Source organism: Nonomuraea sp. LPB2021202275-12-8 (assembly GCF_037044575.1).
Lineage (GTDB): Bacteria > Actinomycetota > Actinomycetes > Streptosporangiales > Streptosporangiaceae > Nonomuraea.
Genome location: NZ_JBAHWD010000028.1, coordinates 91,082 through 116,708, shown reverse-complemented (window position 1 = coordinate 116,708; position 25,627 = coordinate 91,082). Strand labels below are relative to the sequence as shown.

Annotated in this window: 20 protein-coding genes and 1 tRNA gene; 10 read left to right on the top strand and 11 right to left on the bottom strand. The window is 69.6% G+C overall.

Going from position 1 to position 25,627, the window contains the following annotated elements; translation table 11 throughout:
• Nucleotides 1-27: 27 nt before the first annotated feature.
• The gene (locus V5E28_RS36195; protein WP_336213780.1) at nucleotides 28-915 is read right to left on the bottom strand and encodes an RNA polymerase sigma-70 factor; all 888 of its coding nucleotides are present in this window, start codon (nucleotides 913-915) and stop codon (nucleotides 28-30) included.
• Nucleotides 916-994: 79 nt separating this feature from the next.
• Here V5E28_RS36195 and V5E28_RS36190 point away from each other — a divergent pair.
• Nucleotides 995-1,067 (top strand) — tRNA-Ala (locus V5E28_RS36190).
• 70 nt (nucleotides 1,068-1,137) lie between these two features.
• Here the strand turns inward: V5E28_RS36190 and V5E28_RS36185 are convergent.
• Nucleotides 1,138-2,139, bottom strand: a complete 1,002-nt coding sequence (locus V5E28_RS36185; RefSeq protein ID WP_336213778.1) for a magnesium and cobalt transport protein CorA — start codon at nucleotides 2,137-2,139, stop codon at nucleotides 1,138-1,140.
• Nucleotides 2,140-2,312: 173 nt separating this feature from the next.
• Between V5E28_RS36185 and V5E28_RS36180 the strand changes: the two genes are divergently transcribed.
• The gene (locus V5E28_RS36180) at nucleotides 2,313-2,771 is read left to right on the top strand and encodes a hypothetical protein (protein ID WP_336213777.1); all 459 of its coding nucleotides are present in this window, start codon (nucleotides 2,313-2,315) and stop codon (nucleotides 2,769-2,771) included.
• Nucleotides 2,772-2,808: 37 nt separating this feature from the next.
• On the opposite strand, the gene V5E28_RS36175 is transcribed toward V5E28_RS36180, so the two are convergent.
• Nucleotides 2,809-3,306 (bottom strand): VOC family protein, encoded by a 498-nt coding sequence (locus V5E28_RS36175; protein WP_336213776.1) that lies wholly within the window; start codon nucleotides 3,304-3,306, stop codon nucleotides 2,809-2,811.
• A gap of 90 nt (nucleotides 3,307-3,396) precedes the next feature.
• Between V5E28_RS36175 and V5E28_RS36170 the strand changes: the two genes are divergently transcribed.
• A complete protein-coding gene (locus tag V5E28_RS36170; protein WP_336213774.1) occupies nucleotides 3,397-4,419 on the top strand; it encodes a helix-turn-helix transcriptional regulator in 1,023 nt (340 codons plus the stop codon).
• Nucleotides 4,420-4,428: 9 nt separating this feature from the next.
• Nucleotides 4,429-5,520 carry a DNA glycosylase AlkZ-like family protein gene (locus tag V5E28_RS36165; RefSeq protein WP_336213773.1) on the top strand — a complete coding sequence of 364 codons (1,092 nt, stop codon included), beginning with the start codon at nucleotides 4,429-4,431 and terminating at the stop codon, nucleotides 5,518-5,520.
• A 78-nt stretch (nucleotides 5,521-5,598) separates the two neighbouring features.
• Here the strand turns inward: V5E28_RS36165 and V5E28_RS36160 are convergent, their stop codons facing one another.
• The 7 genes from V5E28_RS36160 to V5E28_RS36130 form a co-directional block, all read right to left on the bottom strand.
• Entirely contained in the window at nucleotides 5,599-5,793 is a 195-nt protein-coding gene (locus tag V5E28_RS36160) for a DUF4236 domain-containing protein (protein WP_336213772.1), read from the bottom strand.
• 55 nt (nucleotides 5,794-5,848) lie between these two features.
• On the bottom strand, nucleotides 5,849-6,052 hold the full coding sequence (locus V5E28_RS36155) for a DUF4236 domain-containing protein (RefSeq protein WP_336213771.1): 204 nt from the start codon (nucleotides 6,050-6,052) through the stop codon (nucleotides 5,849-5,851).
• A 63-nt stretch (nucleotides 6,053-6,115) separates the two neighbouring features.
• The gene (locus V5E28_RS36150; protein WP_336213770.1) at nucleotides 6,116-10,114 is read right to left on the bottom strand and encodes a galactose-binding domain-containing protein; all 3,999 of its coding nucleotides are present in this window, start codon (nucleotides 10,112-10,114) and stop codon (nucleotides 6,116-6,118) included.
• A 70-nt stretch (nucleotides 10,115-10,184) separates the two neighbouring features.
• The gene (locus V5E28_RS36145) at nucleotides 10,185-12,146 is read right to left on the bottom strand and encodes a glycoside hydrolase family 127 protein (RefSeq protein WP_336213769.1); all 1,962 of its coding nucleotides are present in this window, start codon (nucleotides 12,144-12,146) and stop codon (nucleotides 10,185-10,187) included.
• Nucleotides 12,139-12,903 carry a carbohydrate ABC transporter permease gene (locus V5E28_RS36140; RefSeq protein WP_336213768.1) on the bottom strand — a complete coding sequence of 255 codons (765 nt, stop codon included), beginning with the start codon at nucleotides 12,901-12,903 and terminating at the stop codon, nucleotides 12,139-12,141. Before V5E28_RS36140 ends, V5E28_RS36145 begins: the two co-directional genes overlap by 8 nt.
• On the bottom strand, nucleotides 12,900-13,811 hold the full coding sequence (locus V5E28_RS36135) for a carbohydrate ABC transporter permease (RefSeq protein WP_336213766.1): 912 nt from the start codon (nucleotides 13,809-13,811) through the stop codon (nucleotides 12,900-12,902). The genes V5E28_RS36140 and V5E28_RS36135 overlap by 4 nt, the downstream gene beginning before the upstream one ends.
• Nucleotides 13,808-14,968, bottom strand: coding sequence for an ABC transporter substrate-binding protein (locus V5E28_RS36130; protein ID WP_336213765.1), 1,161 nt, complete (start codon nucleotides 14,966-14,968; stop codon nucleotides 13,808-13,810). The genes V5E28_RS36135 and V5E28_RS36130 overlap by 4 nt, the downstream gene beginning before the upstream one ends.
• A 246-nt stretch (nucleotides 14,969-15,214) precedes the next feature.
• Here V5E28_RS36130 and V5E28_RS36125 point away from each other — a divergent pair, with 246 nt between their 5' ends.
• Complete coding sequence (locus tag V5E28_RS36125; protein WP_336213763.1) at nucleotides 15,215-16,189, top strand: LacI family DNA-binding transcriptional regulator; 975 nt, start codon at nucleotides 15,215-15,217, stop codon at nucleotides 16,187-16,189.
• 41 nt (nucleotides 16,190-16,230) lie between these two features.
• On the opposite strand, the gene V5E28_RS36120 is transcribed toward V5E28_RS36125, so the two are convergent.
• The gene (locus V5E28_RS36120; RefSeq protein WP_336213760.1) at nucleotides 16,231-19,641 is read right to left on the bottom strand and encodes an alpha-L-arabinofuranosidase C-terminal domain-containing protein; all 3,411 of its coding nucleotides are present in this window, start codon (nucleotides 19,639-19,641) and stop codon (nucleotides 16,231-16,233) included.
• Nucleotides 19,642-19,866: 225 nt separating this feature from the next.
• Here V5E28_RS36120 and V5E28_RS36115 point away from each other — a divergent pair, with 225 nt between their 5' ends.
• The 5 genes from V5E28_RS36115 to yjfF all read left to right on the top strand — a co-directional run bounded on the left by V5E28_RS36115 (nucleotide 19,867) and on the right by yjfF (nucleotide 25,481).
• Nucleotides 19,867-20,850: a LacI family DNA-binding transcriptional regulator gene (locus V5E28_RS36115; protein WP_336213786.1), complete on the top strand. Its 984-nt coding sequence runs from the start codon at nucleotides 19,867-19,869 to the stop codon at nucleotides 20,848-20,850.
• A 69-nt stretch (nucleotides 20,851-20,919) separates the two neighbouring features.
• A complete protein-coding gene (locus V5E28_RS36110) occupies nucleotides 20,920-21,912 on the top strand; it encodes an ABC transporter substrate-binding protein (protein WP_336213759.1) in 993 nt (330 codons plus the stop codon).
• Between the two features lie 64 nt (nucleotides 21,913-21,976).
• Nucleotides 21,977-23,488 (top strand): sugar ABC transporter ATP-binding protein, encoded by a 1,512-nt coding sequence (locus V5E28_RS36105; protein WP_336213757.1) that lies wholly within the window; start codon nucleotides 21,977-21,979, stop codon nucleotides 23,486-23,488.
• On the top strand, nucleotides 23,485-24,498 hold the full coding sequence (locus tag V5E28_RS36100; protein WP_336213756.1) for an ABC transporter permease: 1,014 nt from the start codon (nucleotides 23,485-23,487) through the stop codon (nucleotides 24,496-24,498). Before V5E28_RS36105 ends, V5E28_RS36100 begins: the two co-directional genes overlap by 4 nt.
• Complete coding sequence (gene yjfF / locus V5E28_RS36095) at nucleotides 24,495-25,481, top strand: galactofuranose ABC transporter, permease protein YjfF (RefSeq protein WP_336213754.1); 987 nt, start codon at nucleotides 24,495-24,497, stop codon at nucleotides 25,479-25,481. Before V5E28_RS36100 ends, yjfF begins: the two co-directional genes overlap by 4 nt.
• Nucleotides 25,482-25,627 lie beyond the last annotated feature (146 nt).

Below are 25,627 nucleotides of genomic sequence, written 5' to 3'. Positions count from 1 at the left end.
GCGGTCCCCTGCCTGCGACTTGATGGATCAGCCGGCGAGGTGGGCGAGTTTGTCGGGGTTCGCGATGAGGTAGATGGTGTCGACCCTGCCGTCGACGACCACCAGCGACACCGCCGTGACCGCCCGCCCCGCCGCCCAGACCACCGCCGCCGGAGCGCCGTTCACCTCCGCCATCCCGAAGGAGAAGTCCGAGTAGTCCTCCACGCCGATGGAGGTCATGAAGCGCGCGATACCCTCCGGCGTGCTGATGGAGGTGAGGTAGCGGGCCACGTGATCCGAGCCCGAGATGGTCCGCAGCGCCGCCCTGGCCTTGCCGCCGCCGTCGCTGACCAGCGTCACCTCGTTGGACAGCAACTCGATCAGGGCGTCGAGATCGCCCTCGGCCGAGGCGCTGATGAACCGCTCGGTGATCCTCCTGCGCGCCGCTCGGTTCGCCTCGAATCTCGGCCGCTTCTCCCGCACATGCTCGCGGGCCCGCCTGGCGAGCTGGCGGGTCGCCGGCTCCGCCCGCCCGATGACCTCCGCGATCTCGGAGAACGGCAGGTCGAAGGCCTCCCGCAGGACGAACACCGCCCGCTCCAGCGGCGACAGCGTCTCCAGCACCACCAGCAGCGCCAGCTCCACGTTGCCGGACAGCTCGGCCTGCTCCGCCACGTCCACAGCGGTGCTCACCGGCTCCGGCAGCCACGGGCCCACGTACGACTCCCGCCGCGACTTCGCCCACCGCAGCCGATCGATCGCCAGCCTGGAGGTGATCCGGACCAGGTAGGCCTTGGGGTCGTCCACACCTGCCGCGTCGACCCCGGACCAGCGTAACCACGCCTCCTGGACCACGTCTTCCGCGTCGGCCATGCTGCCCAGGATCCGGTAGGCCACCCCGGTCAACAGGCCCCGGTTCTCTTCGAAGGTCGACATAAGACCTAAGACGTATCACGGGCCTCCGGGTGTGACACGAGGGTGGGAAGATTCCTATACACTTGGCGACGCATCGCAAGGGGCTATGGCGCAGTTGGTAGCGCGCCTCCATGGCATGGAGGAGGTCTGGGGTTCGAATCCCCATAGCTCCACCCCGGACCGTTCACGAGATCCCGTTGATCACCTCGATCAGGCGGGATCTCGTCGTTTTCCGGTGGGCATTCACAGCCATCCACTCTTGCGCAGCAGCCGGTAGACGATGATCACGGCGATGACCATGACGCTCAGGCTGAGGGGATAGCCGAGCAGCCAGTGCAGCTCGGGCATGTGGTCGAAGTTCATGCCGTAGATCCCGGCGATCATGGTGGGCACGGCGACGAGCGCCGCCCATGAGGAGATCTTGCGCATGTCGGCGTTCTGCTGGATGGCCGCCCTGCTCTGCTCACGGCTCACCAGGGCCAGATGCGCGCTCAGGGCGCTGGTGAGCACCTCGTTGTGCTCGTCGACCTGGGCGTCCACGCGGAGCAGGTGGTCCAGGACGTCACGGAACTGGTCACGGGCACCCGTGCACAACTCGACCCGGCCCTTGACGATCTCCTCCAGGACCGGCACCAGAGGATCCTGGGCGACACGGAACTCCAGCACCTCCCGCTTGAGGGAGTAGATGTCCGCGGTGACGTCGGAGTACTCGCCGCTGAACACGCGCCGCTCCAGAGCGATGAGATCGTGCTCGACCTCGTGGGAGATCTGGGAGTAGGTGTCGACGACCTGGTCGCAGATCGCGTACAGCACGCCGGTGGGGCCCATGGCCAGCAGGTCGGGATCGGATTCGATCCGCCGCCGCACCCCGGACAGCGGGTTGGCCTGGCCGTGCCGGACACTGATGACGAAGTCGCGGCCCAGGAACAGGTTGATCTCGCCGACCTCGATGTCGGAACTCTCCTCCACGTACAACAGCGACTTGAGCACCACGAACAGCGTGTCGTCATACCGCTCCAGCTTGGGCCGCTGGTGGGCGCGGATGGCGTCCTCCACGGCCAGTGGATGTAACTTCACCTCGGTGGTGATGAGGTCGAACTCCTCCTGAGTGGGTTCGTGCAGGCCGATCCAGAGGAAACAGTCACCCCTGGCTCGCGCGGCGCCGAAGGCATCGCTGATGTCGCCGCTGATGGTCTGCCGCACGCCGTTGCAGTAGATCGCCTTGTCCACAATCACATCAGGCATTGTGGCGGATCCGACAACTCTCGCATTCCCTCAGCTGCCCGTGGCCGGCGGATCGCTGTCGGCGTGGCGTCCCCCTGTCCGGGACGCGCTCCACATAATGAGACGAACAGCCTGGTCAGCGACCTAGGACCGGCGGGGAGGAACACGTGTGGTCCGTTGTAGGAGTGGGAGTGGTGGCCGCTCTCGTGATGGGTCAGAGCGCTCCGGCCGAGGCCCTGCGGGCATCGTCCGAGAGCATCGGGATCACGGCTCGCGACCCCATCCCCGCCGAGTGGAAGAACCTCACGTCACTGCGGGTCCTGCCCGAGCGGCCGCGCCAGAACAACGATGTACGGATCCTCGCGCACTGTCCCGTGGCCGCGAACCACGCGGTCGTCGGCTCCACCGCCTTCACCCTCAAGGGCTCCAGGCGGCTGTACCGGGAGGTGGGGGCGGGACTGTCCGACCGGGGGCTGGCCCGCCGCAGCGTCTCCATCTCCTACTACGCCCTCCTGGGCCACCACGAGGTGCACATGAAGTGCGTGAAGGTCACGATCGACCAGAAGACCCGCTTCCGGAAGATCCGGGTGATCAGCCGCTGCTCCGTCCCTCTCCTGGTGCGCAGGTTCAGGATCGCGCAGTTCTTCGCCTGACCCGGGCTGCCGGCCTCGACGCGCCGTCAACCCCGGTTCAGGCCTGCCGCGAGCCACCACCAGGGAAGAAGTCGGCGCTTTGGACGTACTCCATCGCCCTGGCGAAGGCCGGGTCGCTCCAGCGGCGGTTCATCTCCTCCAGGCTCACATCCTCGATCCGGGTCTGGATCCACCACAGGTTGCCCAGCGGGTCGCGGACCCGGCCGACGCGGTCGCCGAAGGCCAGGTGGGTGACCTCCGTGACCGAGGTGCCGCCGGCCGAGACGGCCTGCCGGTGCACGGCGTCGGCGTCGTCCACGTACAGGCGCAGGAAACCGGGGGTGAGCGGCCATTCGGGGCGGGAGTCGAACATCATCACGACGGAGTCGCCGATGCGGACCTCCGCGTGTCCGATGCTGCCGTCCTCGCCGATGACGCGGGCGATCTCCTCGGCGCCGAAAGCCTCCTTGACGTAGTCGATGAGCTGGGCGGTGTCCGAGGAGATGATCCACGGCGTGACGGTGGTGTAGCCCTCGGGAACCGGCTTGACGGTCATGGCTGCCTCCTGGATGCGGTGCGTTGTCGGTCTCGACGGTAGAAGTGGTATAGGTCAGTTCTTGACCTATTGGTGCGGCATTCTGGGGACATGGCCGATACCTCGTCCCGACTGCTGAAACTGCTGTCGCTGCTGCAGACCCCGCGTGAGTGGCCCGGCGGGGAGCTCGCCGAGCGATTGGGCGTCAGCCGCCGCACGGTGCGGCGCGATGTCGAGCGGCTGCGCGACCTGGGGTATCCGGTGGAGGCGATGCGAGGGGCCGACGGCGGGTACCGCCTGGTCGCGGGCACGGCCATGCCACCCCTGCTGCTGGACGACGAGGAGGCTGTGGCCATCACGGTCGGGCTGTCCACGGCGGCACGGCAGCCGGTGCGGGGGATCGAAGAGGCGTCCGTGCGGGCGCTGGCCAAGCTGGAGCGGGTGCTCCCGTCGCGGCTGCGGTATCGGGTGCGCTCCTTGAGCGGCGCGACCGTTCCGCTGCCCGGCTCGGCCGGGGATGACGTGGACCCTGAGCTGCTGACCGTGCTGGCCGGTGCGATCGCCAACGGCGAGCGGGTGCGGTTCGGCTATCAGGCGGGGGACGGGACCGACAGCGCTCGCCACGTCGATCCGCACCGTCTCGTCTCCGCGCGTCGGCGGTGGTATCTGCTCGGTCATGACAACGACCGCGACGACTGGCGGATCTTCCGCATCGACCGGATGCGGGACGTCACGCCGACGGGCGGCCGGAGCACGCCGCGCGACCTGCCCGCCGACGACGCGGCCGCCTACGTCGCGGGCAAGCTCTACTCGCTGGTGCCCACCTATGCCGCCGACGTCGTCCTGGGCGCTCCGATGGCGGAGCTGGCCGCTCGCGTGGGTTCGGACGTGGGCGAGCTGTCGCCGATCGACGAGCGCACCTGCCTGCTGCGCTGCCATGGCGACACCCTGGAGTGGCTCGCCATGCGGCTGACGGCGCTCGGCTGCGAATTCGAGGTACGCGAGCCGCCCGAGCTCGTCGAACACCTGCGTGCCCTGGCCGCCCGCCTCACCCGCGCGACCACCGCGTCGCCCGATGCCCGCCCGTTCACCACGGATGCTCCCGACAGGCCGCAGATCAGCCCGGTCGTCTAATCTCGTGGGGTGATCCCCCACCAGCTCTCCCGTGCGGACGCGCGCCGCATCGCCGTACGCGCCCAGCTCTTGGACGGCTCGCGGCCGGCCGGGCTGCACGCGGTGGTGCGCCGGCTGACCCTGTTGCAGATAGACCCGATCGCCGCCATCGCGCCGAGTGCGGACCTTGTCGCGTGGAGCCGCCTCGGGTCGTCGTACGCCCCGGCCGACCTGGACGCCGCACTGGCGGACCGCACGCTGATCGAGCTCCGCGCGATGATCCGGCCCAGCGAAGATCTCGCGCTGTACCGCGGCGCGATGGCCGCCTGGGCCGGGCGCAGGGAACTGGACCCCCGACGCGAGTGGATGCGCGCCAACGACGCGTTCCGCCTGGACATCCTCGAACGGCTCGCGTCTTCGGGGCCGCTGCCGTCACGCGAGCTGCCGGACACCTGCGCGGTGCCGTGGAAATCCACCGGCTGGACCAACAACCGCAACGTCACGCAGATGCTGGAGTTCATGGTGCTGAGCGGCGAGGTCGCCATCGCCGGGCGCAGCGGCCGCGACCGGCTGTGGGACCTGGCGACCCGGGTCTACCCCGATGACCGGATCGTCCCCGCCCACGAGGCGCTGCGCATCCGCGACGAGCGACGGCTGCGCGCTCTGGGCATCGCCCGCGGCCGTGGGCCCGGACACCCGGTCGAGCCCGTCGACGTGGGTGAGGCCGGCGAGCCCGCCGTGGTCGAGGGGGTCAAGGGCACCTGGCGCGTCGATCCGTCCCAGCTGGACCGGCCGTTCGCGGAGCGTGCGGCCCTGCTGTCCCCCTTCGACCGGCTGATCCACGACCGGAAGCGCGCCGTCGAGCTCTTCGATTTCGACTACCAGCTGGAGATGTACAAGCCCGCCGCCAAGCGCCGGTGGGGATACTTCGCGCTGCCGATCCTCTATGGCGACAGGTTGGTGGGCAAGCTGGACGCCGCCGCCGACCGCAAGGCCAAGGTGCTGCGGGTCCACGCGCTTCACCAGGACGTGGCTTTCACCGAGCCCATGACCGAAGCCATAGGCCGCGAGATCGAGGACCTGGCCCGCTGGCTCCACCTGGACCTCACACCGCCCCGCTGAGCGCGGACACTCGCGCCGTCGTCGCATGGAAGGAGCCGGGGAACTCCACCTGGAGTGTCCCCGGCCCTGAAAGGTGCGTCAGCCGCGCGAGCGGCTGCTGAGTGTCTTGCGCCAGTGGAAGCCGCCCGGCAGGTTGACCGACAGCGTGCGGCGGCCGTCCGCCGTACGCGTAACCCGGAACAGCCGGTTGCCCCAGCTGTGTCCGACGCCACTGCGGGACAGGTTCAGCCGGAACGGCCCCTTCTTGATCGACTTACGGTAGCCCCAGCCCATGTCGCCTTCCTCCCAAGAGTTTGCGAGGAAGGTCAGCTACCCCGGATTTTGCGGTTTAGTAGTGCCGGTAATACCGGCGCTTTCCGAACGACTTGCCCACCTGGAAGCCCCCCGGCAGGTGCACGGTCACGTGACGGCGGCCGTCGGGGGTCGTCGTGACGTGGAAGCGGCGGTTGCCGAAGCTGTGGCCGATCCCGTGCCGCGACAGGTTGACGCGGAACGGCCCCACCTTGATCGACTTTCTGTAGTGCCAGCCCATGCCTCTCCTTCGGCTCGGTCGTCTAGCTGGGGAAACGACCGAGCCGTTCGGTAGGTTCCGGGCTCAGCCCACGGTGACCGTGGCCTTGGCGGGGATCGTGGTGCCCGCAACCTGGCCGGTCACCGTGAAGGTGCCCGGCTGGGCGTAGCGGTCGGGGGCGATCGGCTCCCAGGTCACGGCCGTGGAGCCGTCCTTGGAGCCGTCGTTGTAGGTGGCCACGACGGTGGCGGGCATCGCGGGCGCGGTGCCCGCCCGGGTGACGACCGCCTCTTCGGCCAGTGAGGTGATCGTCACCGCCGAGGTGGTCCTGACGTACACCGTGGCCTGGACCCGCGCGGTGACGCCCTCGGCGAGGCCGGCGACGGTGAAGCTGGTGCCTCCCGTCGCGACCTGGTCAGGGGTGATCTGCTGCCAGACGACGGGTGCCACGCCGCGCCCGCCGTCGGCGTACAGCGTCTCCACGGTGGCGGGCAGTCGCGGCAGCGTGCCCGCCAGGGTGGGCACGTGCACCGGGCGCACCGAGTCCGGCGGCACCGCGTACGCCTTCCATTCGAGCAGTCCGACCGAGGCCTGGGCCGACTGGAGCTCGACGCGGAGCCTGGTCGTGGTGACGGTGTCGAAGCCGGCCTCGTTGTAGGCGTCGGCGGCCACGGGGTAGGAGGCGACGCCCGTGACGTCGGCGAACGAGTCGCCGTCCCAGGCCTGGATCTTCCACGAGGCCGGGACGCGGACGCCGCCGCCGTCGTCGAAGAAGTACACCGCGGCCTTGTTCACCCGCACCGGCGACGGCCATTCGAGCTGCACCCACTGCGTGCCCTGTTGCGGCCAGGTGCCCCAGCGCGGGTTGGCGGCGTCGTTGCTGCGCGGCGGATCGATGCCGTCGTTGACCGCCGTGACCTTCTCCCACGGCGAGGTGTAGGAGGCCGTGGGCGTGGCGTACGGCGCGACGTTCACCTGCGAGCCGGGGGCGGTGACCGTCACCGTGACCGTGCTGGACGCCGGCTTCGCGCCGTCGGAGGCGGTCAGCCGCAGCACGTAGTCGCCCGCCTCGGTGAAGGAGGCGACGGTGCTGGGCGCCGCCGGGTCGGTGAAGAACGCCTCGCCGGGGCCCGACACCTGGCTCCACCGCGTGGTCAGCGTCCCCGACGGCAGGCCGTCGTCCTTGACGACGCCGTTCAGCCTGGCCTGGCCGGGCCGGTTGAAGGCCGGATCGGGTACGGCCAGCACGTACGGTGCCCGATTGGACACCGAGGGGATCCGGGTGCCGGACTCGTACGCCTGGATCTCCTTCAGACCGCCGGCGTAGCCGGGGCGGTGGGTCAGCAGGACCCGCAGCCTGGCGGCCCGGACGGCGGGGAAGCGGACCGTGTTGAGGTTGGCGCGCGGGTAGGCGGGCTCCTTCGCCTGCCGGGGCACGTCCTTCCAGGTCTCGCCGTCGAGGTGCTGGATCCGGTAGAGGGCCGGCTCGCTGTGGTCCTTGCGGTCGTTGACGAAGTACAGCCGCACCTGGTCGACCCGCCGCGCCGAGCCCAGGTCCACCTCCAGCCAGTCCTGGGCCTGGCCCGAGCCCTTGGTGCTCCAGTGGGGCTCGTTGATGGTGTAGCCGTCGACGGCGCCCGAGGGGTCGCCGTGCGAGGCGGTGGCGGCGGTGACCAGGTCGGGGCGGGTGGAGCTCAGGTTCACGCCGGCCTTCTGGAACAGGTCGGTGACCCGCTCGCCCCGGAGTTCGACCTCGGCGGGGGCCTTGATGGCGGCCCGCTCGGCGTGCAGCACGTCGCCGCCCTCGACCTCGCCGGTCGCCGGGTCCCACACGGCGTGCGCGAGGCCGGACAGGGTGACCTTGCGCCTGCCGTCGACCAGGATCGAGTAGCCCTCCGGCACGCCCCGGTAGTGCGTGGCGCCGTCGCCGGGCTTGTCCCAGACGACGGTCAGGTCGCTGCCCCGGTAGTCGACGCCGTTGACGGTGAAGTGGTCCCAGCCGATGTCCACCGGCCACAGCTCCACCTTGCCGTCGGAGCGGGGGCGCAGGCCCATGGCGTCCTCGATGACCGTCCAGTTGCTGCTGCCGAGGATCGTGTGGTGGATCCAGGACCGGTAGTCGATGGTCTTGGTCGCCGGGTTCCAGTTGGCCCAGAACTCGTTGGCGTCCGGGTAACGCGTGTCACCGCCGACGAACTGCGACCAGGCGTTCCAGTAGAGCAGTTGCTTGTACTGGTCGGCGGTGACGTACGGCGAGGCGTACTCGCGCAGCGCCTTGGAGAACAGGGCGAAGTTCCGGGTCGAGTTGATCTGCGAGAAGTTGTTGGATCCAGGCTTGCCCTGCGCGGCGGCCTCCGCCTTGTCCTTCTGATTAGCCGTATAAGCAGGGAAGATTGGATATTCCGCAGGATCGGCCCACAAGCGGAGCGCCTCCCGATATTTCGGGTCATCGGTGGGGACGAGGCCGGTCGCGTACGGGATGTAGTTGTTGGACTCCTTCCACGGGATCAGGTTGCCCGTCTGAAGGTCGCGGTGCTTGAACAGCTTGCTCTCCTCGTCCCAGAGCAGGCCGAGCATGGAGGTGCGCACCTTCTCGGCCACCGCGCGCAGCTCCGCGGCCTTGGCCGCGTCGCCGATCAGCTCGTACGCCTGGGCGGCCGCCTGGGCGTTGGCGAACACGTACGCGCCTTCCAGCCGCTCGTTGGCGCGGTCGTAGTAGTGGAACGACACCGCGTCGGCGTCGTTGCCGGTCATCGCCTCCCAGTCGTACTCGATGATCCCGTTGCCGTTGGAGTCGTAGGCGCCGAGCTGGCCGTAGACGTCCTTCTCGGCGTAGCGGGCGAGGTTGCGCAGGATCGCGGGCTGGCCGCCGTGGATCTGGTAGCTCTCCAGCGCGGCAGCCGAGATGTACTGCGTGTAGCTGTTCGACCAGTTCTCCGGGTCGCCGGGATTATCCGTATATTTCGAGTTCCGAGACACTTCGCCGGCCGACACCCACGGCCCGTAGGAGTAGATCGGGTCGCGCAGGTACTTCAGATCCTGGACGAACATCGGCACGGTCAGCACGATCGCGTTGTTGTAGCCCAGCGCCCCCTCCACCGAGGTCGGGAACTGGAAGTCGCCGCCCGGGATGTCGGCGTCCAGGAAGTTGAACCGCATCAGCCACCAGCGGTAGTAGACGAACTTCTTGATGTTCTCGTCAGGCACGTCGATGTAGGGCAGGTTCTCAGCCCACCAGGCGTTGTAGTCCTGCAGGTGCCGCCGCAGCGCCTTGTCCGCCGGGCGACCCTTGTAGCCGTCGTACTCCGCCCGCGACCCCGCCAGCTCCTCGGTCACGAACCCGAGCTGCGCCTTGGTCCGCACGGTCCGGCCGGGCTCGATCGCCAGCGTGCCCTTCAGCGCGCCCCCCGAGACCTTCAGCCCGTCGCCGCTGAGCCTAGGGAAGACGGTGGTGAGCCGGTTCTTCGCCGTCACCACCCCGGTCAGCTCGCGGTCGCCGTCGGCGGTCTTCGTGTACGGCGACGTGACGGTGACGGGCACCTCGCGCCTGGCCGTGCCGGTGTTCGTGACGGCCAGCGTGGTGACCGCCACGTTCTCGTGCGTGATGAACTTCTTGACGGTCACGGCCAGCCCGTCACCGGTGTACGCGCCGGCCCAGTGGCTCGGCATCTGCAGCCGCTCGCTCACGTCCTCGACCAGCTCGGCGCCGAGGGAGATCGTGTACGCGTCGCGGTCGTCGATGCTCTCCCAGTAGGCGACGCTGCCGCCGAACCCGACGACCGACGGATCGTGCTCCTTCATGAACACCGCCCGCCCCCGCGACATCAGCCAGTTCCCGGCGGGGTCGGCGCCGGGACGGGCGAGCATGCGGTCGATCCAGTAGGAGTCGCCGCCCTTCTCCTTCTTGTAGATCTCCGCCATCATCCGGCGCGGATGGTAGGCCGCCGGTTCGGCGGGCACCGGGTCCGCGCCGGTGAAGACGGGCATGCCGAGCTGGTCGTCGGCGGCCACGGCAGGGGGAGGGGCGGTCAGCAGGCCGCCCGCGACGGCCACGGCCGCCAGGAGCGACAGGGGTCTGCGCACGAGGATCTCCTGGGGGTGATCCGGCGGAGCGCCGGAGGCTTACGGAGGTGTCCGGAGGACGCCGGGCGGATCAGCCGGCGGAGGGCCGCTCGGCGACGGTCTTCTCAGCAACGGTCTTCTCAGCGACGGTCTCGTCGGCGACGGTCCTGTCGGCGACGGGGAGCCAGACGCGCATGGTGGCGGGGCCCCGGTTGCCCCACCGGTGGTAGGGCACCAGCCGCAGCGCCGTCCCGGTCCCGGTCCCGGGCTCCCGCTGGGGCTGGTACGGCCAGCCGCCCGCCTTCGAGCTGTACGGCCAGGCGTCGGAGTCGGGCGTGCCGAGGACGGCCTCGACCTCCAGCTCCACCGTCCCGTCCGAGGAGTGCTCGGCGGGCGGTGACGACGGCAGGGCGGCCATCCCGGTGAGCGGCGGCTCGTCGCCGACGGACTCCGCGCAGTAGACGAGCGGCCCCCGCTCCACGGCCGCGCACCCGCGCAGCGCGTCGATCCGCCGGTCCGGGTACGTCCACCGCGGCGCCATCGGCAACTCCAGTCGCAGCTCGTCCCCGGGACGCCAGTCCCGCTCGACCACGGCGTAACCGGGTTCGACCCGCCGGACGGCCTCCGAACCGCCGGCGCCCGCGCCGTCCCGCCCGCCGTCCGGCGCCGCGCCGGCCGCTTCGTACCGGAGGGTGGCCCCGGACGCCCAGGCGGGCACGCGCAGCGAGATCCGCCCGCCGCCGCCCTCCAGCACCCGCACCCGCACCTCGCCGGACCACGGGTAGCCGGTCTCCACCCGCAGCGCCAGCCCGTCGTGCCGGATCTCGCCCGGCGTGAACTGGTGGATCTGCACGCCGTCGCCGGAGCCGGTGGCGACGTAGGCGGCGACCGAGGCCAGCGTGCGCGCGATGTTGCTCGGGCAGCACGACACGTCGAACCAGGGCGAGCGCAGCCCGCCTCCCGCGGAGTGGTTGACGACCCCGATGACGGGTTCGGCGGGCACCCGCACGGCCAGCGGGTTGGCGTAGAAGAACGAGCGCCCGTCCAGCGCCAGCGCGGTGGCCAGCACGTTGTACAGGGTCCGCTCGGCCAGGTCGGCGTAGCGCGCGTCGCCGGTGGCCAGCAGCAGCCGGTGCGACAGCATGATCGAGGCGATGCCCGCGCACGTCTCGGAGTAGGCCCGGTCCGGCGGCAGCTCGTAGTCCTCGCCGAACGCCTCGTCGGCGTGCCGCGAGCCCATCCCGCCGGTCAGGTGGGTCCGCCGGGCGACCGTCCGCTCCCACTGCGTCTCGATCGACTTCAGCAGTTCCTCGTCGCCGGTCTCCACGGCCACGTCCACCGCGCCGCACGCCAGGTAGAGGGCGCGTACGGCATGCCCGCGGAAGGACTGGGCCTGCCGCAGGCGGACGTCGTCCTGGAAGTAGGCGCGGCCGAGGTGGATCTCGCCGAGCGCGGGCAGGCCGCGGCGCTCGACGAGGCGGCGGGCCAGCTCCAGGTAGCGTTCGGTGCCCGTGGCCCGGTAGAGCTCCACCAGCGCCATCTCGATCTCGGGGTGACCGCACGTCTGGGTGCCGTCCATGAAGCGGCGGCAGACGTGGTCGGCCGCCCGCACCGCCACCTCGGTCAGCCGGTCCTCGCCGTGGTTGCGCAGCCGGGCCACGCCCGCCTGGATGAGGTGGCCGTAGCAGTAGAGCTCGTGGCCCCACTCCAGATCGGTGTAGCGGCTGCCGGTCCAGCGGGTGTTGAGGTAGCCGTCGCCCTCCTGCGCTCTGGCGACCGTCTCGGCCAGCGCCGGCAGCTCGGGGTGGCCGGCCCAGGCCATCGCCTCGAGCAGCTTGTAGATCTCCGAGTCGCTGAACTCGCGGCCCCGGCGCGGCCGGTCGCCGCGGAAGTTGCCGATCCAGCCTTCGCGCTCCATCCACTCCTGGCAGTGGGCGATGGTGACCTCGTGGTTGAGCGCGACGCGATCGCCCCAGAAGCCGGGCGACAGGCGCACCGCGTCGAGGCCGAGGGGGGACAGGGCGCCCGAGGAGGGCAGGACAGGGTTAGCCACGCAGAGCTCCTGACATGAATCCGCGCACGTAGTGGCGCTGCAGCACGATGAAGAGGACGAGACAGGGGATGGCCATGACCATGACGCCGGCCTGGAGCATGCCGTAGTCGATGGCGCCGAACGTGCCCTGGGTCATGCTGACCACGGCCACCGGCAGGGTGAACGAGGCGCCGTCGTTGAGCAGGATGAGCGGCGCGAAGAAGTCGTTCCAGGAGGCGAGGAAGGCGAACAGGCCCACCGTGATCAGCGCGGGCCGTACGGCGTGCAGCAGGATCCGGGAGAACGCCCGGAACGTGCCGCAGCCGTCGACCAGCGCCGCCTCCTCCAGCTCGCGCGGGATGGCCTCGAAGGCGTTGCGCATCATGAACAGCGCGAACGGGAGCTGGAACATCACGAACACCAGCGACAGCCCGACCAGCGAGTTCTGCAGGCCGATGTAGCCGAGCAGGACGTACAGCGGGATGAGGATGGTCGCGTAGGGGACCATGAGGATCGCCAGCGTGACCAGGAACAGCAGGTTCTTGCCCGGGAAGTCGAAACGGGCGAAGGCGTAGCCGCCGAGCGCCGACACCACGAGCGTGCCGCCGACGGTCATCACCGAGACCAGCGCGCTGTTGGTCGCGTAGGTGCCGACCCCCTCGCCGAAGGCGGCCATCCGGAGGTAGTTCTCCGGCTCCTCCAGCGAGGCGTAACCGCTCCACAGCAGGGGGAACAGGAACAGCACGGCCAGCGCCGAGAGGGTCATGTAGCGTCTCATCGCAGCCTCCGCATCATCAGGGTGTTGAGCCCGACCAGGCCGATCAGCAGCACGACCGACAGGGCCGCGGCGCCGCCGAGGTCGAAGCGGAAGAACGCGTCCCGGTAGACGACCATGACCATGGACACCGTGCTGTTGTCCGGGCCGCCGTTGGTGAAGATGAAGAACTGGTCGAAGGCCAGCAGGGAGCCGGTGACGCTGAGGATGAGCATCAGGGCCAGCGTCGGGCGCAGCAGCGGCATGGTGATCTTGGTGAAGATCTGCCACCGGTTCGCGCCGTCGCTCCTGGCCGCCTCGTACACCTCGGTCGGGATCGACTGCAGTCCGGTCAGCAGGATGAGCATGTTGAACCCGGCGAAGCGCCACAGCACCAGCGTGATCGTGGAGAACAGCGCCATGTTCGGGGTGCCGGTCCACTTCACCGGTTCGTCGATGAGCCCCACCGCCCGCAGCATCGGGTCGATGGGGCCGAAGTCGGCGTTCAGCATGCCGTAGAAGAGCAGCGCGGCGGCGGCGAAGCCGACCGCGCCCGGCAGGAAGAACGCGGTGCGGAAGAAGCCGACGCCCGGCCTGCGCTCCTGCACGAGCAGGGCCAGGCCGAGCGCGACCGCCGACAGCAGGACGGTGGTGATCGCGGTGTACTTGAGCGTGAAGATCACCGAGTCGACGAAGAGCGGGTTGTCGGCGATCTTGGTGTAGTTGTCGGGGGCGTTGAAGGCCGCGGGCCCCAGGAGGGGCCAGCGGTTCAGCGACATCCAGACCACCAGCACCAGCGGTGCGACGAACAGCACGCCGACGATCACCGCGGTCGGCGCGGCGTAGAGCCAGCCTTGGGCCTTCCTGCTGTGCCGCAGGTCCGGCGCGCCGCGCGCCGCGTGCTTCCTGGATCGGGAGAGGCTCAACGTCATTGCTGCAGTGACTTCGTGACCTCGGCGTTGAGCTGCGTGACCTTCGAGGCGTCACCGAACACCGCCTCGCGGGCCAGTCGCAGCCACGGCCCCTGCGGGTCGTTGTAGGTCTGGCCGAAGCGCAGCGCGTACGGCGTCTGCCCCTTGGCGACCAGCGAGTTGATCAGCACCACGCGCGGGTCCGCGGCGGAGTACTTGTTGCTCGACAGGTCGGTGCGGGCCAGCACGTCCTTGTTCTTGGCCATGACCTCGACCTGCGCCTCGTCGGAGACGGTCCAGGCCAGGAACTCCCAGGCGGCCTCGGCGTTCTTCGTGGTGGAGGAGACGCCGATCGAGTCGCCGCCCACGAACGTGGACTCGCCGCCGTCGGGGCCGGCGATGGGCGTGACGCCGATCTTCATGTCGGCGGGCATGGTGCCGAGCGTCGTCGACGGCATCGGCATGACGCCGATCTCACCCTTGGGGAAGAAGCCGGTCCAGGTGGGGCCCTGCTCCTCCTTCGTGGTCGGGCCGGTGGCGCCCTGCTCGTGGAGCTCGCGGTAGATCTTGAAGACGTCGGTCATCGCCGGCTGGTCGTTGAGCGAGGTCGCGCCTTCGGCGTCCATGACCTGGGCGCCGGCCGCCCACACGGAGGGCCAGAAGGTGAACACGTAGCAGCCGCCACAGTTGCCGCCGAAGAACGTGCCGTGCACCTTGTCGTCCTTGCCGAGCTTGTCCTGGATCGTGGTGGCGTGCTCGGCGAACTCCTTGAGCGTCTTCGGCCCCTGCTCGGGGTCGAGTCCGGCCTTGGTGTAGAGATCCTTGTTCCAGAACCAGACCGACAGGTCCAGCGTGTGCGGCAGCGTGTACTGCCGGCCGTCCAGCGTGCCCAGCTTCATATGGGAGGGGGCGAGCTTGTCCTTGTGCGGCAGCGCGGCGATCCTGTCGGTGATGTCCAGGAACAGGCCCTGCGAGGTGTAGTTGGGGACGAAGATGACGTCGGCCGCGAACAGGTCGGGCAGTTGCTTGGCGCCCGCGGCGGCGGCGATGCGCGGCTGATAGTTGTCCGTCGGGATGACGGTCAGTTTCACCTGGTTCTTGTGGTTGCTGTTGTAGGCCTTGACCAGCCGCTCGCTCTGCGCCTGGGTGGCGGCCCGGGTCCACATGGTGATCGTCACTGGTCCTTCGGCGGGCTCTTGCGAGCCTCCGCCGCCACAGGCGGATGTGAACGTTAACAATGCGAGGGTGGCTATGCCCGCGAGCCGTCGTGTCATGGTGACTCCTTCGATCCCCCGTGGCTAAAAGGTTTTCGGAAACGTAAGAGAAACATTGGGCTGTGTCAATGGGTGTTAGAGTTCCCGCTGGCTAGCGACTACGAAAAGGATTTCGAAGATATGGCGGATAGGCGGGCGACCATCAGTGACGTGGCCTCCCTGGCAGGTGTGTCGATCGCCACGGCCTCCAAGGCGCTCAACGGGCGGCAGGACGTGCGCGACTCGACCCGGCAGCGGGTCATCGCCGCCGCCGCGGAACTCGCCTTCCAGCCGAACGCGCTGGCCCGGGGGCTGCTGTCGGGGCAGACGCGCACGGTCGGGCTGCTCACCTCCGACAGCGCGGGCAGGTTCGGCATCCCGGTGCTGCTCGGCGCGGAGGACGCGTTCGGCGCCGGGGAGATGGCCGTGTTGCTGTGCGACGCGCGCGGCGACGCGATCAGGGAGCAGCACCACCTGCGCGCGCTGCTGTCGCGCCGGGTGGACGGGCTGATCGTGGTGGGGGAGAGCACCGACCCCCGGCCCTCGGTGAGCAGGGATCTGCCGGTGCCGGTCGTCTACGCCTACGGGCCTTCCGACGACCCGTCGGACGTCTCCTTCGTCCCCGACGACGTGGGCGGGGCGATCCTGGCGGTGCGGCACCTGCTCGCGCTGGGCCGCAGGCGGATCGCGCACGTCACCGGGCCGGTCGGCTACAAGGCCGCCCGCGATCGCGCCGAAGGGCTGGACGAGGCCCTGGCCGAGGCGGGGATGGCGCGGGCCGGGGAGACCCTGTGGGGCACCTGGTCGCAGCGCTGGGGCAGGCACGCGGCCGAGATGCTGCTGCGCTCCGAACCCGAGCTGGACGCGGTCTTCTGCGGCAGCGACCAGATCGCCGCCGGGTTCGTGGAGGCGGCGCGCGAGCTGGGCCGGCGGGTCCCCGACGACCTCGCCGTGGTCGGCTACGACAACTGGGAGGTGCTGGCCGCCGAGACCCGCCCGCCCCTGACGACCGTCGATCCCGACCTGGAACGGCTCGGCAGGACGGCCGCCCAGCACCTGTTCGCCGCCATCGACGGCAAGGCCACGCCCGGCGTGCACAAGATGGCGTGCCGACTGGTGATCCGCGACTCCACCGCCAGGATGTGACGCGCCCGGGCGGCTCTCCGCCGCCCGGGCACGCGTGCTCGTCATCCCCTCTTCAGCCTGATGAACGTCACCGAGTGCGCCGGGAAGTCGTAGGTGAAGGCGCGGGAGAAGCCGTCCACCCGCTGCTCCACCGGAGCGACCCGGCGCGGCTCGGCGATGGAGTTGACGTCGGCGGGGTCGCCGGTGAGCGAGGTCACCTCGGCCGTCCTCCTGACGTTCGCGCCGCCCAGGTCGACCGCGCTGCGCACCGAGGTGTCCTGGGCGTTGACGGCCTTGATCACCAGGTCGCCCGACTTCGCGTCCTTGGACACGACCTGGTAGAGCGGCTCGACCACGGCATGGTCCACGAACTCGTTCACCTTCTGGCCGTCGAGCCAGGTGGTGATCTTCCGGCCGGAGACCTCGACCTTGAGCCGGTAGTCGCGGCCGGTCTCGACCGTCGTGGCCGAGGTCGCGATCGACGCCTTGGCGCCGTTGACGGCCTTCTCCACGGCCGACTGGGTGTTGTTCCAGCCGCCGACGTTCCACCAGTAGAAGTTGCCGGTGTCGCGGACGCCGAACATCACCAGAAAGCCCTCCGCGCCGCCGGTCTTGCGGGCGGTCAGCTCGATCGTGTAGTCCGACCAGTCCGCCGAACCGGCGGTGGACCGGGCGTCCTCCACGTTCGCCGACTGGACGTAGGCGCCGTCCTGCACCGACCAGGCGCCGGCCGCGCCCGGCGTCCACCTGCCCGCCCCCGCCGAGAAGTCGTCCTCCAGCAGGACCGTCCCGTCGGCGGAGGTCACCTTCACGTCGTCGTAGCGCGCCTGGGTGTTCCAGGTCCCGACGCCCACCGCGCCCGCGATGTCCTCGACGGGCTTGGCGCTCCCCTCGAACGTGCTCGGCAGCACCGTGTCGCCGACGTTGCGGGAGAACAGCCGCTGCACGTGGTAGCTCGGCGAGCCGTACGCCTCGTCGTTGTCGAACCAGATCAGATCCGGCGTCCAGTCCACGTAGTCCACGTTGGCCAGCAGCGGCGCGTAGGAGGCCAGCTCCACCACGTCGGCGTTGCGCTCCAGGCCGGTCATGAACGAGGCCTCGCTGAGCGCGTTGTGCCAGGTGTTGCCCCGGGAGGCGTACTCGCCGACGAAGACCTTGGGCCCGGTGCGGTCGTAGGAGTCGTAGCGGTGGTTGTTGGTCAGGAACCAGTCGGCATTGTTGTAGTAGTGCTCGTCCACCAGGTCGGCCTTCTGGTCGCGGGCGAAGTCCCACATGCGGTCGAACCACGCGCCCTGCGACGTCTGGCCGGAGTTACTGATGATCTTGATGTCCGGATACTCGGCCCTGATGGCGTCGGCGAACTTCGGATAGTTGGTGAAGAACTCGGGGTAGATCTCCTCGTTCCCGAGGCCGATGTACTCCAGGCCGAACGGCTTGGGATGGCCCATCGCCGCCCGCTTCTTCCCCCACTCCGAGGTGGCCGGGCCGTTGGCGAACTCGATCAGGTCCAGCGTGTCCCGCACCCAGCGGGCCAGCTTGGTCTCGTCGGTCAGCGGCCGGTTCTCGCCGCAGCCGTTGACGCCCACCGACAGCACCGGCAGCGCCTCTGCGCCAAGGTCCTCGGCGAACTGGAAGTACTCGTAGTAGCCGATGCCGTAACTCTGGTTGTAGCCCCAGAAGTTGAAGTTCGTGGGCCGCTCCTCGACCGGGCCGATCGTCTCCTTCCACTGGTAGATGCGCCGCCGGTCCTGCGTCTCCGCGTAGGGGTCGTAGGTGCCGACGTTGGTCACGCAGCCGCCGGGGAAGCGCAGGAAGCGCGGCTTCAGCTCGGCGATCATCTCCGCCAGGTCCTCGCGCATGCCGTGGCCCTTGAACGTGTCGCGCGGGAACAGCGAGACCATGTCCAGGTCGGTCGTGCCGCCGGGCGCCAGCACAACGAGCCGTCCGGCGTCGGTCGTCCCGCTCGCCCTGACCGTCGCCCGGTACTTCGCCCAGCCGCCCGGCTTCACCCGCACGGTGGCCTTGCCGTGGACCTCGTCCCCGGCCTCCAGGCTCACCGTCACCGGGCCCGCCGCGTCGCGCCGCGCCCAGAACGACAGGTCGTAGACCTTGCCGCGCTCCAGCGGCAGGCCGCGGTTGAAGCCGGCGTTGCTCGCGCCCGCGGCGCCGTCGCCGGCGATTTCCAGGCGCAGGAAGTTGCGGTTGGCGGCGTTGAGCGGCCGGTCGCCGCTGACCGCCAGCGTGGCGGTCGCGCCCCGCTCGACCTCGCTCCACGCGGTCAGCCCGGTGTAGCTCGGCTCGTCGACCGCGTTGAACTCGAACGAGCGGTTCTGCACCAGCTCGGCGTAGAGCCCGCCGTCGGCCGCGTGGTTGATGTCCTCGTAGAAGACGCCGTAGAGGTTCGGGCCGACCTTGGTGCCGCCGGCCCGGGCGTCGACGGTGAGCTCGCCCGAGGTGTAGCCCTCGACGCGGAACTTCGTCGCCTCGGTCCCGGTGACGAGCCTGTCGCCGTTGACGGAGACCCCCTGGCCGCCGGAGCTCAGCGTCACGTTGCCGCCGCCCGCGTCCTTGAGCTGGAAGACCGAGCCGCCAGCGGTCAGCCGGACGGTCCGGCCGGCTGTCAGGAACCTGCCGGACTCCACGTCCTTCAGCGCCACGCCCGCCTCGCCGCGCGGCTCGGCGGTGACCGCCAGGCTGGTCATCGGCGCCTTCGCGGACACCCGCACGGCTCCCGTACGGTCGGCCGACAGGTACGGGCGCTCACCCGCGGCGCGCAGCGTGAAGCGGCCCTCCGGCACGACCGGCCGCCCCTCGGCCGCCTTGACCGCGAAGTAGTCGAAGTCGGCCGTGACCGCGGTGCCGTTCTGCGCCGACAGCGCGAACAGCCCTACCTGTCTGACGTCGAGGTCGGCGGTCACCTTCGACGCCTGCACCCAGGCCGCGCCGTCCCAGTAGGAGGAGACGAACTCGTCGCCCGTCCTGGCCAGCTTGACGATCTCGCCGGTCGAGCCGGGCCGGCCCGCGAAGCTCGCGTTGAACGCGGCCCCGACCTCGGTGTCGGTCTCGATCACCGGGCCGCCCGCGGAGCCCACGTGGGCCAGTCCGGCGCGCACGTAGTTGTCCCAGTCCTGCCAGGCGAGGATGCCCGCGCTCTGGAAGTCCAGCGAGACCGGTGCGCTGAGCTTGGTCACCACCTCGAAGTCGCCCGCCGGGATGTCCATCAGGAACAGGTTCCTGGCCGTGTTGGTGCCCTGGTAGGTGTCGCCGGGCAGCGAGTGGACCCGCAGCGAGCCGGGCTGCTCGGTCAGCGACCACCGGGAGTCGTCGCGGGCCAGGACTTTCCAGTCCCGGCCGAGCGCGCTCGCGTCGAACTGGTCGACGGCCGCGCCTTCGGGGACCGGCTCGGCCGCCGCCGCGGCGGGTGCGGTCAGCACGCCCGCCACCAGCAACGCCGATAAGGCGAGTCGTCTCATGGGGTGCTCCTCGGATGTTGTTAGCGTTAACAAGGAGGGGTGAGCGTTAACAACGGAGAACTGCGCTCAGTTAAGGTCCCCGGCGAAGAGGCGTCAAGAGGCCGTCGCGTAACGCGACCGTAATCGAAGCGCCCTTGACGAGACCCTTTGTTAACGTTCACAGTCATGCCAGGCCCGGAAAGGAGCACGGCTGTGGGATCCACCCAGAGGCAGCGTCCGCCGGTCATGGCCGACGTGGCCAAGGAGGCCGGAGTGTCCCATCAGACGGTCTCCCGGGTGCTCAACGAGCATCCGAACGTGCGCACCGAAACCCGCACCCGGGTGCTGGAGGCGATCGACAAGCTGGGCTACCGCCGCAACCTCGTCGCCCGCGCGCTGGTCACCAGGCACTCCAGGACCCTCGGCGTGGTCAGCTTCGACACCACCCTGTACGGTCCCGCCAGCACGGTGTACGGCATCGAGCAGGCGGCCAGGGCGGCCGGATACTTCATCAGCATCGTCAGCCTCAAGTCCATCGACAGGACCGGCGTCCGCGACGCCCTCGACTACCTGACAGACCAGGGCGTCGACGGCATCGTCGTGGTCGCGCCGCAGCGCTCGGCCGCCCAGGCGCTCGCGGACCTGCCGCTCGGCGTCCCCACGGTCGCGGTCGAGGGCGGTGAGGCCGGCGACGTGCCGGTGGTCTGCGTGGACCAGGTCGAAGGGGGCAGGCTCGCCACGGACCACCTGCTCTCGCTGGGACACGAGACGGTCTGGCACGTCCGCGGTCCCTCCGACTGGCTGGAGGCCGAAGGGCGGGTGGCCGGCTGGCGGGCGGCGCTGGCCCGGGCGGGCCGCGAGGCTCCGGAGCCGCTCGCCGGGGACTGGAGCCCGCGCTCGGGCTACGAGGCGGGACGCAGCCTGGCGAGCATGACGGACGTCACGGCGGTCTTCGTGGCCAACGACCAGATGGCGCTGGGCGTGCTGCGGGCGTTCGCCGAGCAGGGGGTGAAGGTGCCCGAGCGGGTGAGTGTCGTCGGGTTCGACGACATCCCCGAGTCGGAGTTCTTCTCGCCTCCGCTCACCACCATCCGGCAGGACTTCGGCGCGGTCGGCCGGCACAGCATCGGGGTGCTGCTGCGGCAGATCGAGGGAGACGGGCCCGAGGAGAGTGAGCGGCTCGTGGTCCCTCCCGCGTTCGTGTCCCGAGTCAGTACGGCCCGGCGCTAGCCGGGGGCAGGAAGGCGGTTTCGCCACCCCGTTTGTTAACGCTCACATACAGGAAAGGACACCCCCCACGTGTTGAAGAAGATCTCGGCGATGGTGGTCGCCGCCCTGGCCGCGGCGACGCTGGCCGGATGCGGCAGCGACAGCGGCGGCAGCGGCGGCAGCGGCTCTGGCGGAGGCGGCGACGACTCGATCGTCATGGGCTTCTCCCAGGTCGGCGCGGAGAGCGGCTGGCGCACCGCGAACACCAAGTCCGTCCAGGACTCGGCCAAGAAGAGCGGGATCACCCTGCGCTTCTCCGACGCCCAGCAGAAGCAGGAGAACCAGATCAAGGCCATCCGCTCCTTCGTCCAGCAGAAGGTGGACGTGATCGCCTTCTCGCCGGTGGTGGAGTCGGGCTGGGACACGGTGCTCAAGGAGGCCAAGGACGCGAAGATCCCGGTCATCCTCACCGACCGGGCCGTGGACTCCAAGGACACGACCCTGTACAAGACCTTCCTCGGCTCGGACTTCATCGAGGAGGGCAAGAAGGCCGGCCAGTGGCTGGTGGACGAGTACAAGGACGCCACCGACCCGGTGAACATCGTCGAGTTGCAGGGCACCACGGGCTCGGCCCCGGCCAACGACCGCAAGGCGGGCTTCGCCGAGGTCATCGGCGCGGACTCGAAGTTCAAGATCATCGCTTCGCAGACCGGCGACTTCACCAGGGCCAAGGGCAAGGAGGTCATGGAGGCGTTCCTGAAATCCAACCCGGACATCGACGTGCTCTACGCGCACAATGACGACATGGGCCTGGGTGCGATCGAGGCGATCGAGGGCGCGGGCAAGGTGCCCGGCAAGGACATCAAGATCATCACGGTGGACGCGGTCAAGGACGGCATGCAGGCCCTGGCCGACGGCAAGATCAACTTCATCGTGGAGTGCTCCCCGCTGCTCGGCCCGCAGCTCATGGACCTGGCCCAGAAGGTGCTCAAGGGCGAGAACGTGCCGGCCCGCGTGGTGACGGAGGAGACGACGTTCGACCAGGAGCAGGCCAAGGCCGCGCTGCCCAGCCGCGAGTACTGACCGGTGATGAGACCGGGCCGGCCCGCGAGGCCGGCCCGGTCGGGAGAAAGGGAAGGGGCGCCGGATGGACGCACCCGCGCCGATCCTGCGGATGGGCGGAATCGGCAAACAGTTCCCGGGCGTGCAGGCCCTCGACGACGTGGACCTGCGGCTGCTGCCCGGTGAGGTGCACGCGCTCATGGGCGAGAACGGCGCGGGCAAGTCCACCTTGATCAAGGTGCTGACCGGCGTGTACCCGGCCGACGCCGGCGACATCGAGCTGGCCGGCCAGGCCGTGGCCTTCGGCAGCCCGCTGGAGGCCCGGCAGGCCGGGATCAGCACCGTCTACCAGGAGGTCAACCTCTGCACGAACCTGTCGGTGGCGGAGAACATCCTCATCGGCCGCGAGCCGCGCCGCCTGGGCAGGATCGACTGGAAACGGATGCGGGCCCGGGCCAGGGAGCTGCTCGCGCGACTGGAGCTGGACCTGGACGTGTCCGCGCCGCTGTCGTCCTACTCCCTGGCCATCCAGCAGATGGTCGCCATCGCCCGCGCCCTGGACGTCGAGGCCAGGGTGCTCATCCTGGACGAGCCCACCTCCAGCCTGGACGCCGACGAGGTCGGCCAGCTCTTCCGGGTGATGCGGCGGCTCAAGGAGGAGGGCATCGCGATCCTGTTCGTGTCGCACTTCCTCGACCAGGTCTACGAGATCTCCGACCGGATGACGATCCTGCGCAACGGGCGGCTGGTCGGCGAGTTCCGTACCAGCGAGCTCAGCCAGGTCGAACTGGTCGCCAAGATGATCGGCAAGGAGCTCGAGGCCCTGGACAAGCTGCACGGCGAGGCCAAGGTCTTCGACAGGCCGCTGGTGGAGGCGCGCGGCGTCGGCCGCACCGGCGCGATCGAGCCGTTCACGCTCACCATCCACGAGGGCGAGGTCGTCGGGCTCGCGGGCCTGCTGGGCTCGGGCCGCACCGAGATCGCGCGGCTGCTGTTCGGCGCGGACCACGCCGGCACCGGGCAGGTGGCGATCGGCGGCGAGCCCGCGTCGCTGCGCACGCCCCGCGCCGCGATGACCCACAAGATCGCGTTCTGCTCGGAGAACCGCAAGTCCGACGGGCTCATCCCCGACCTCACGGTGCGCGAGAACATCATCCTGGCCCTGCAGGCGACCAGGGGCTGGACCAGGCCGGTGCCGCGCGAGCAGCAGGACGAGCTGGTCGGCAGGTATGTCAAGGCGCTGCGGATCAACCCGGCCAACCCCGAGCACCTGGTGCGCAACCTCAGCGGCGGCAACCAGCAGAAGGTGCTGCTGGCCAGGTGGCTCATCCTGGAGCCGAGACTGCTCATCCTCGACGAGCCCACCCGCGGCATCGATGTGGGCGCCAAGACGGAGATCCAGCGCCTGGTCGCCGAGCTCTCCGACGGCGGCGTGGCGGTGCTGTTCATCTCCGCCGAGCTGGAGGAGGTGCTGCGGCTCAGCCACAAGGTCGCCGTGCTGCGCGACCGCAGGCTGGTCGCCGAGCTGCCCAACGACGACGCGCTCACCACCGACGTGCTGATGGAGACGATCGCGAGCGGAGGGCGAGCCTCATGAGACGCCTGCTCTGGCCGGTGCTGATCCTGGCCGTGCTGTTACTGGTCAACGTGGCCTTCACCCCCGGCTTCCTGTCCATCCAGGTTCGCGACGGGCACCTGTACGGCAGCCTCATCGACATCCTGCGCTTCGGCGCCCCGCTGATCCTGGTGTCGCTCGGCATGACGCTGGTCATCGCGACCGGCGGCATCGACCTGTCGGTGGGCTCGGTGGTGGCCATCTCGGGAGCGCTGGCCTGCCTGCAGATCAGCCAGGACCAGGGCGTGTTCACCGCCGTGGTCCTGGCGCTCGGCCTGAGCGTGCTGCTCGGCGCCTGGAACGGCTTCCTGGTGGCGGCCGTCGGCATCCAGCCGATCATCGCCACGCTGATCCTCATGGTCGCCGGGCGCGGGCTGGCCCAGCTCATCACCGACGGGCAGATCATCACCGTCAACAGCCCCGCCTACAAGCTGATCGGCGGCGGCTACTGGCTGACGCTGCCGTTCGGCATCCTCATCGTGCTCGCGGTGCTGGCGATCACCGCCTTCCTCACCCGGCGGCTCGCGCTCGGCATGCTGATCGAGTCGGTGGGCGGCAACGCCGAGGCGAGCAGGCTGGCCGGCATCAGGGCACGCGGGATCATCGTCATGGTCTATGCCTTCGCCGCGCTGTGCGCGGGCGTCGCGGGTCTGATGATCAGCTCGAACGTCTCCAGCGCCGACGGCAACAACGCCGGGCTCTGGATCGAGCTGGACGCCATCCTGGCCGTGGTGATCGGCGGCACGTCACTGGCGGGCGGGCGCTTCTCGCTCGGCGGGACCGTGCTAGGCGCGCTGATCATCCAGACGCTGACCACGACGATCTACTCGATCGGCGTGCCGCCCGAGACCACGCTGCTGTTCAAGGCGCTGGTGGTGACCGTGGTCTGCCTCATCCAGTCGCAGGCCTTCCGCGACAAGGTGTTCCACCGCCGGCGAGGCTCGGCCTCGGCCAAGCCGGCGGCCGAGGAGAAGGTGCGGGTGACGGCATGACGACGCTGACCCTGGGCGGCGGCAGGACGATCCCGGCCAAGTACGTGCCGGTCCTGGTGACGGCCTGCCTGTTCGTGGCGATGTTCGTGGCGGGCGGGATCCGCTACGAGGGGTTCGCCAGCGGGCAGGTGATCCTCAACGTCTTCGTCGACAACGCGTTCCTGCTGGTCGTGGCCGTCGGCATGACGTTCGTGATCCTCACCGGCGGGATCGACCTGTCGGTGGGGTCGGTGGTGGCGCTGTCGACGATGATCTCGGCCAGTCTGATGGCGGGCCCGGGCTGGCCGCCGTACGTGGTGGTCCCGCTGGTGCTGCTCATCGGCTCCACCCTGGGGCTGGTGATGGGCTACCTGATCCACGCCTTCGACATCCAGCCGTTCATCGCCACGCTGGCCGGGATGTTCCTGGCCAGGGGGCTGTGTTACACGATCGGCACGGACTCCATCCCGATCGGAGACCCGACGTTCACCGCGTTCGCGCAGACCCGGATCGACCTGTTCGGCGATCTGTGGATCTCCCCGAGCGTGGTCATCGCGGCGGTGGTCGTGCTGGGCGCCGCCTACGTGCTGCACTACACGCGGCTCGGCCGCGCCGTCTACGCCACCGGCGGCAGCGAGCAGTCGGCGCTGCTGATGGGCCTGCCGGTGGGCAGGACGAAGATCGCTGTCTATACGATCTCCGGCTTCTGCTCGGCGCTCGGCGGGGTGCTGCTGTCGTTCTACATGCTCTCGGGGTACGGCCTGCACGCGGTCGGCATGGAGCTGGACGCGATCGCGGCCGTCGTGATCGGCGGCACGCTGCTGACCGGCGGCACCGGCTTCCTGCTCGGCACCGTGCTGGGGGTGCTGGTGCTCGGCCTGATCCAGACCATCCTCAGCTTCGAGGGCACGCTCAGCTCCTGGTGGACGAAGATCTTTATTGGCCTACTGCTCTTCGTCTTCATCCTGCTGCAACGGCTGTTCTCGGCTCGTTCCCGCCGCTGACCTGCGACGGGATCTCGCCGGACGTTACCGGAAAGTTTCCGGGAGGTTATCGGCCGGCATTGACAGCCGCGTTGTTAGCGATAACAATCTGCGAGAACGACGTGAACTTTGTTCCGGTTTATCACAGTTTGTGATCAAACTTTACG

What these genes read in the sequence shown, in the direction of transcription:
- V5E28_RS36105 (WP_336213757.1), top strand. Translation starts at nt 21,977, where the DNA reads ATGGACGCACCCGCGCCGATCCTGCGGATGGGCGGAATCGGCAAACAG.
- V5E28_RS36100 (WP_336213756.1), top strand. Translation starts at nt 23,485, where the DNA reads ATGAGACGCCTGCTCTGGCCGGTGCTGATCCTGGCCGTGCTGTTACTG.
- V5E28_RS36175 (WP_336213776.1), bottom strand. Translation starts at nt 3,306, where the DNA reads ATGACCGTCAAGCCGGTTCCCGAGGGCTACACCACCGTCACGCCGTGG.
- V5E28_RS36155 (WP_336213771.1), bottom strand. Translation starts at nt 6,052, where the DNA reads ATGGGCTGGCACTACAGAAAGTCGATCAAGGTGGGGCCGTTCCGCGTC.
- V5E28_RS36160 (WP_336213772.1), bottom strand. Translation starts at nt 5,793, where the DNA reads ATGGGCTGGGGCTACCGTAAGTCGATCAAGAAGGGGCCGTTCCGGCTG.
- V5E28_RS36135 (WP_336213766.1), bottom strand. Translation starts at nt 13,811, where the DNA reads ATGACGTTGAGCCTCTCCCGATCCAGGAAGCACGCGGCGCGCGGCGCG.
- V5E28_RS36115 (WP_336213786.1), top strand. Translation starts at nt 19,867, where the DNA reads ATGGCCGACGTGGCCAAGGAGGCCGGAGTGTCCCATCAGACGGTCTCC.
- V5E28_RS36120 (WP_336213760.1), bottom strand. Translation starts at nt 19,641, where the DNA reads ATGAGACGACTCGCCTTATCGGCGTTGCTGGTGGCGGGCGTGCTGACC.
- yjfF (WP_336213754.1), top strand. Translation starts at nt 24,495, where the DNA reads ATGACGACGCTGACCCTGGGCGGCGGCAGGACGATCCCGGCCAAGTAC.
- V5E28_RS36140 (WP_336213768.1), bottom strand. Translation starts at nt 12,903, where the DNA reads ATGAGACGCTACATGACCCTCTCGGCGCTGGCCGTGCTGTTCCTGTTC.
- V5E28_RS36185 (WP_336213778.1), bottom strand. Translation starts at nt 2,139, where the DNA reads ATGCCTGATGTGATTGTGGACAAGGCGATCTACTGCAACGGCGTGCGG.
- V5E28_RS36170 (WP_336213774.1), top strand. Translation starts at nt 3,397, where the DNA reads ATGGCCGATACCTCGTCCCGACTGCTGAAACTGCTGTCGCTGCTGCAG.
- V5E28_RS36195 (WP_336213780.1), bottom strand. Translation starts at nt 915, where the DNA reads ATGTCGACCTTCGAAGAGAACCGGGGCCTGTTGACCGGGGTGGCCTAC.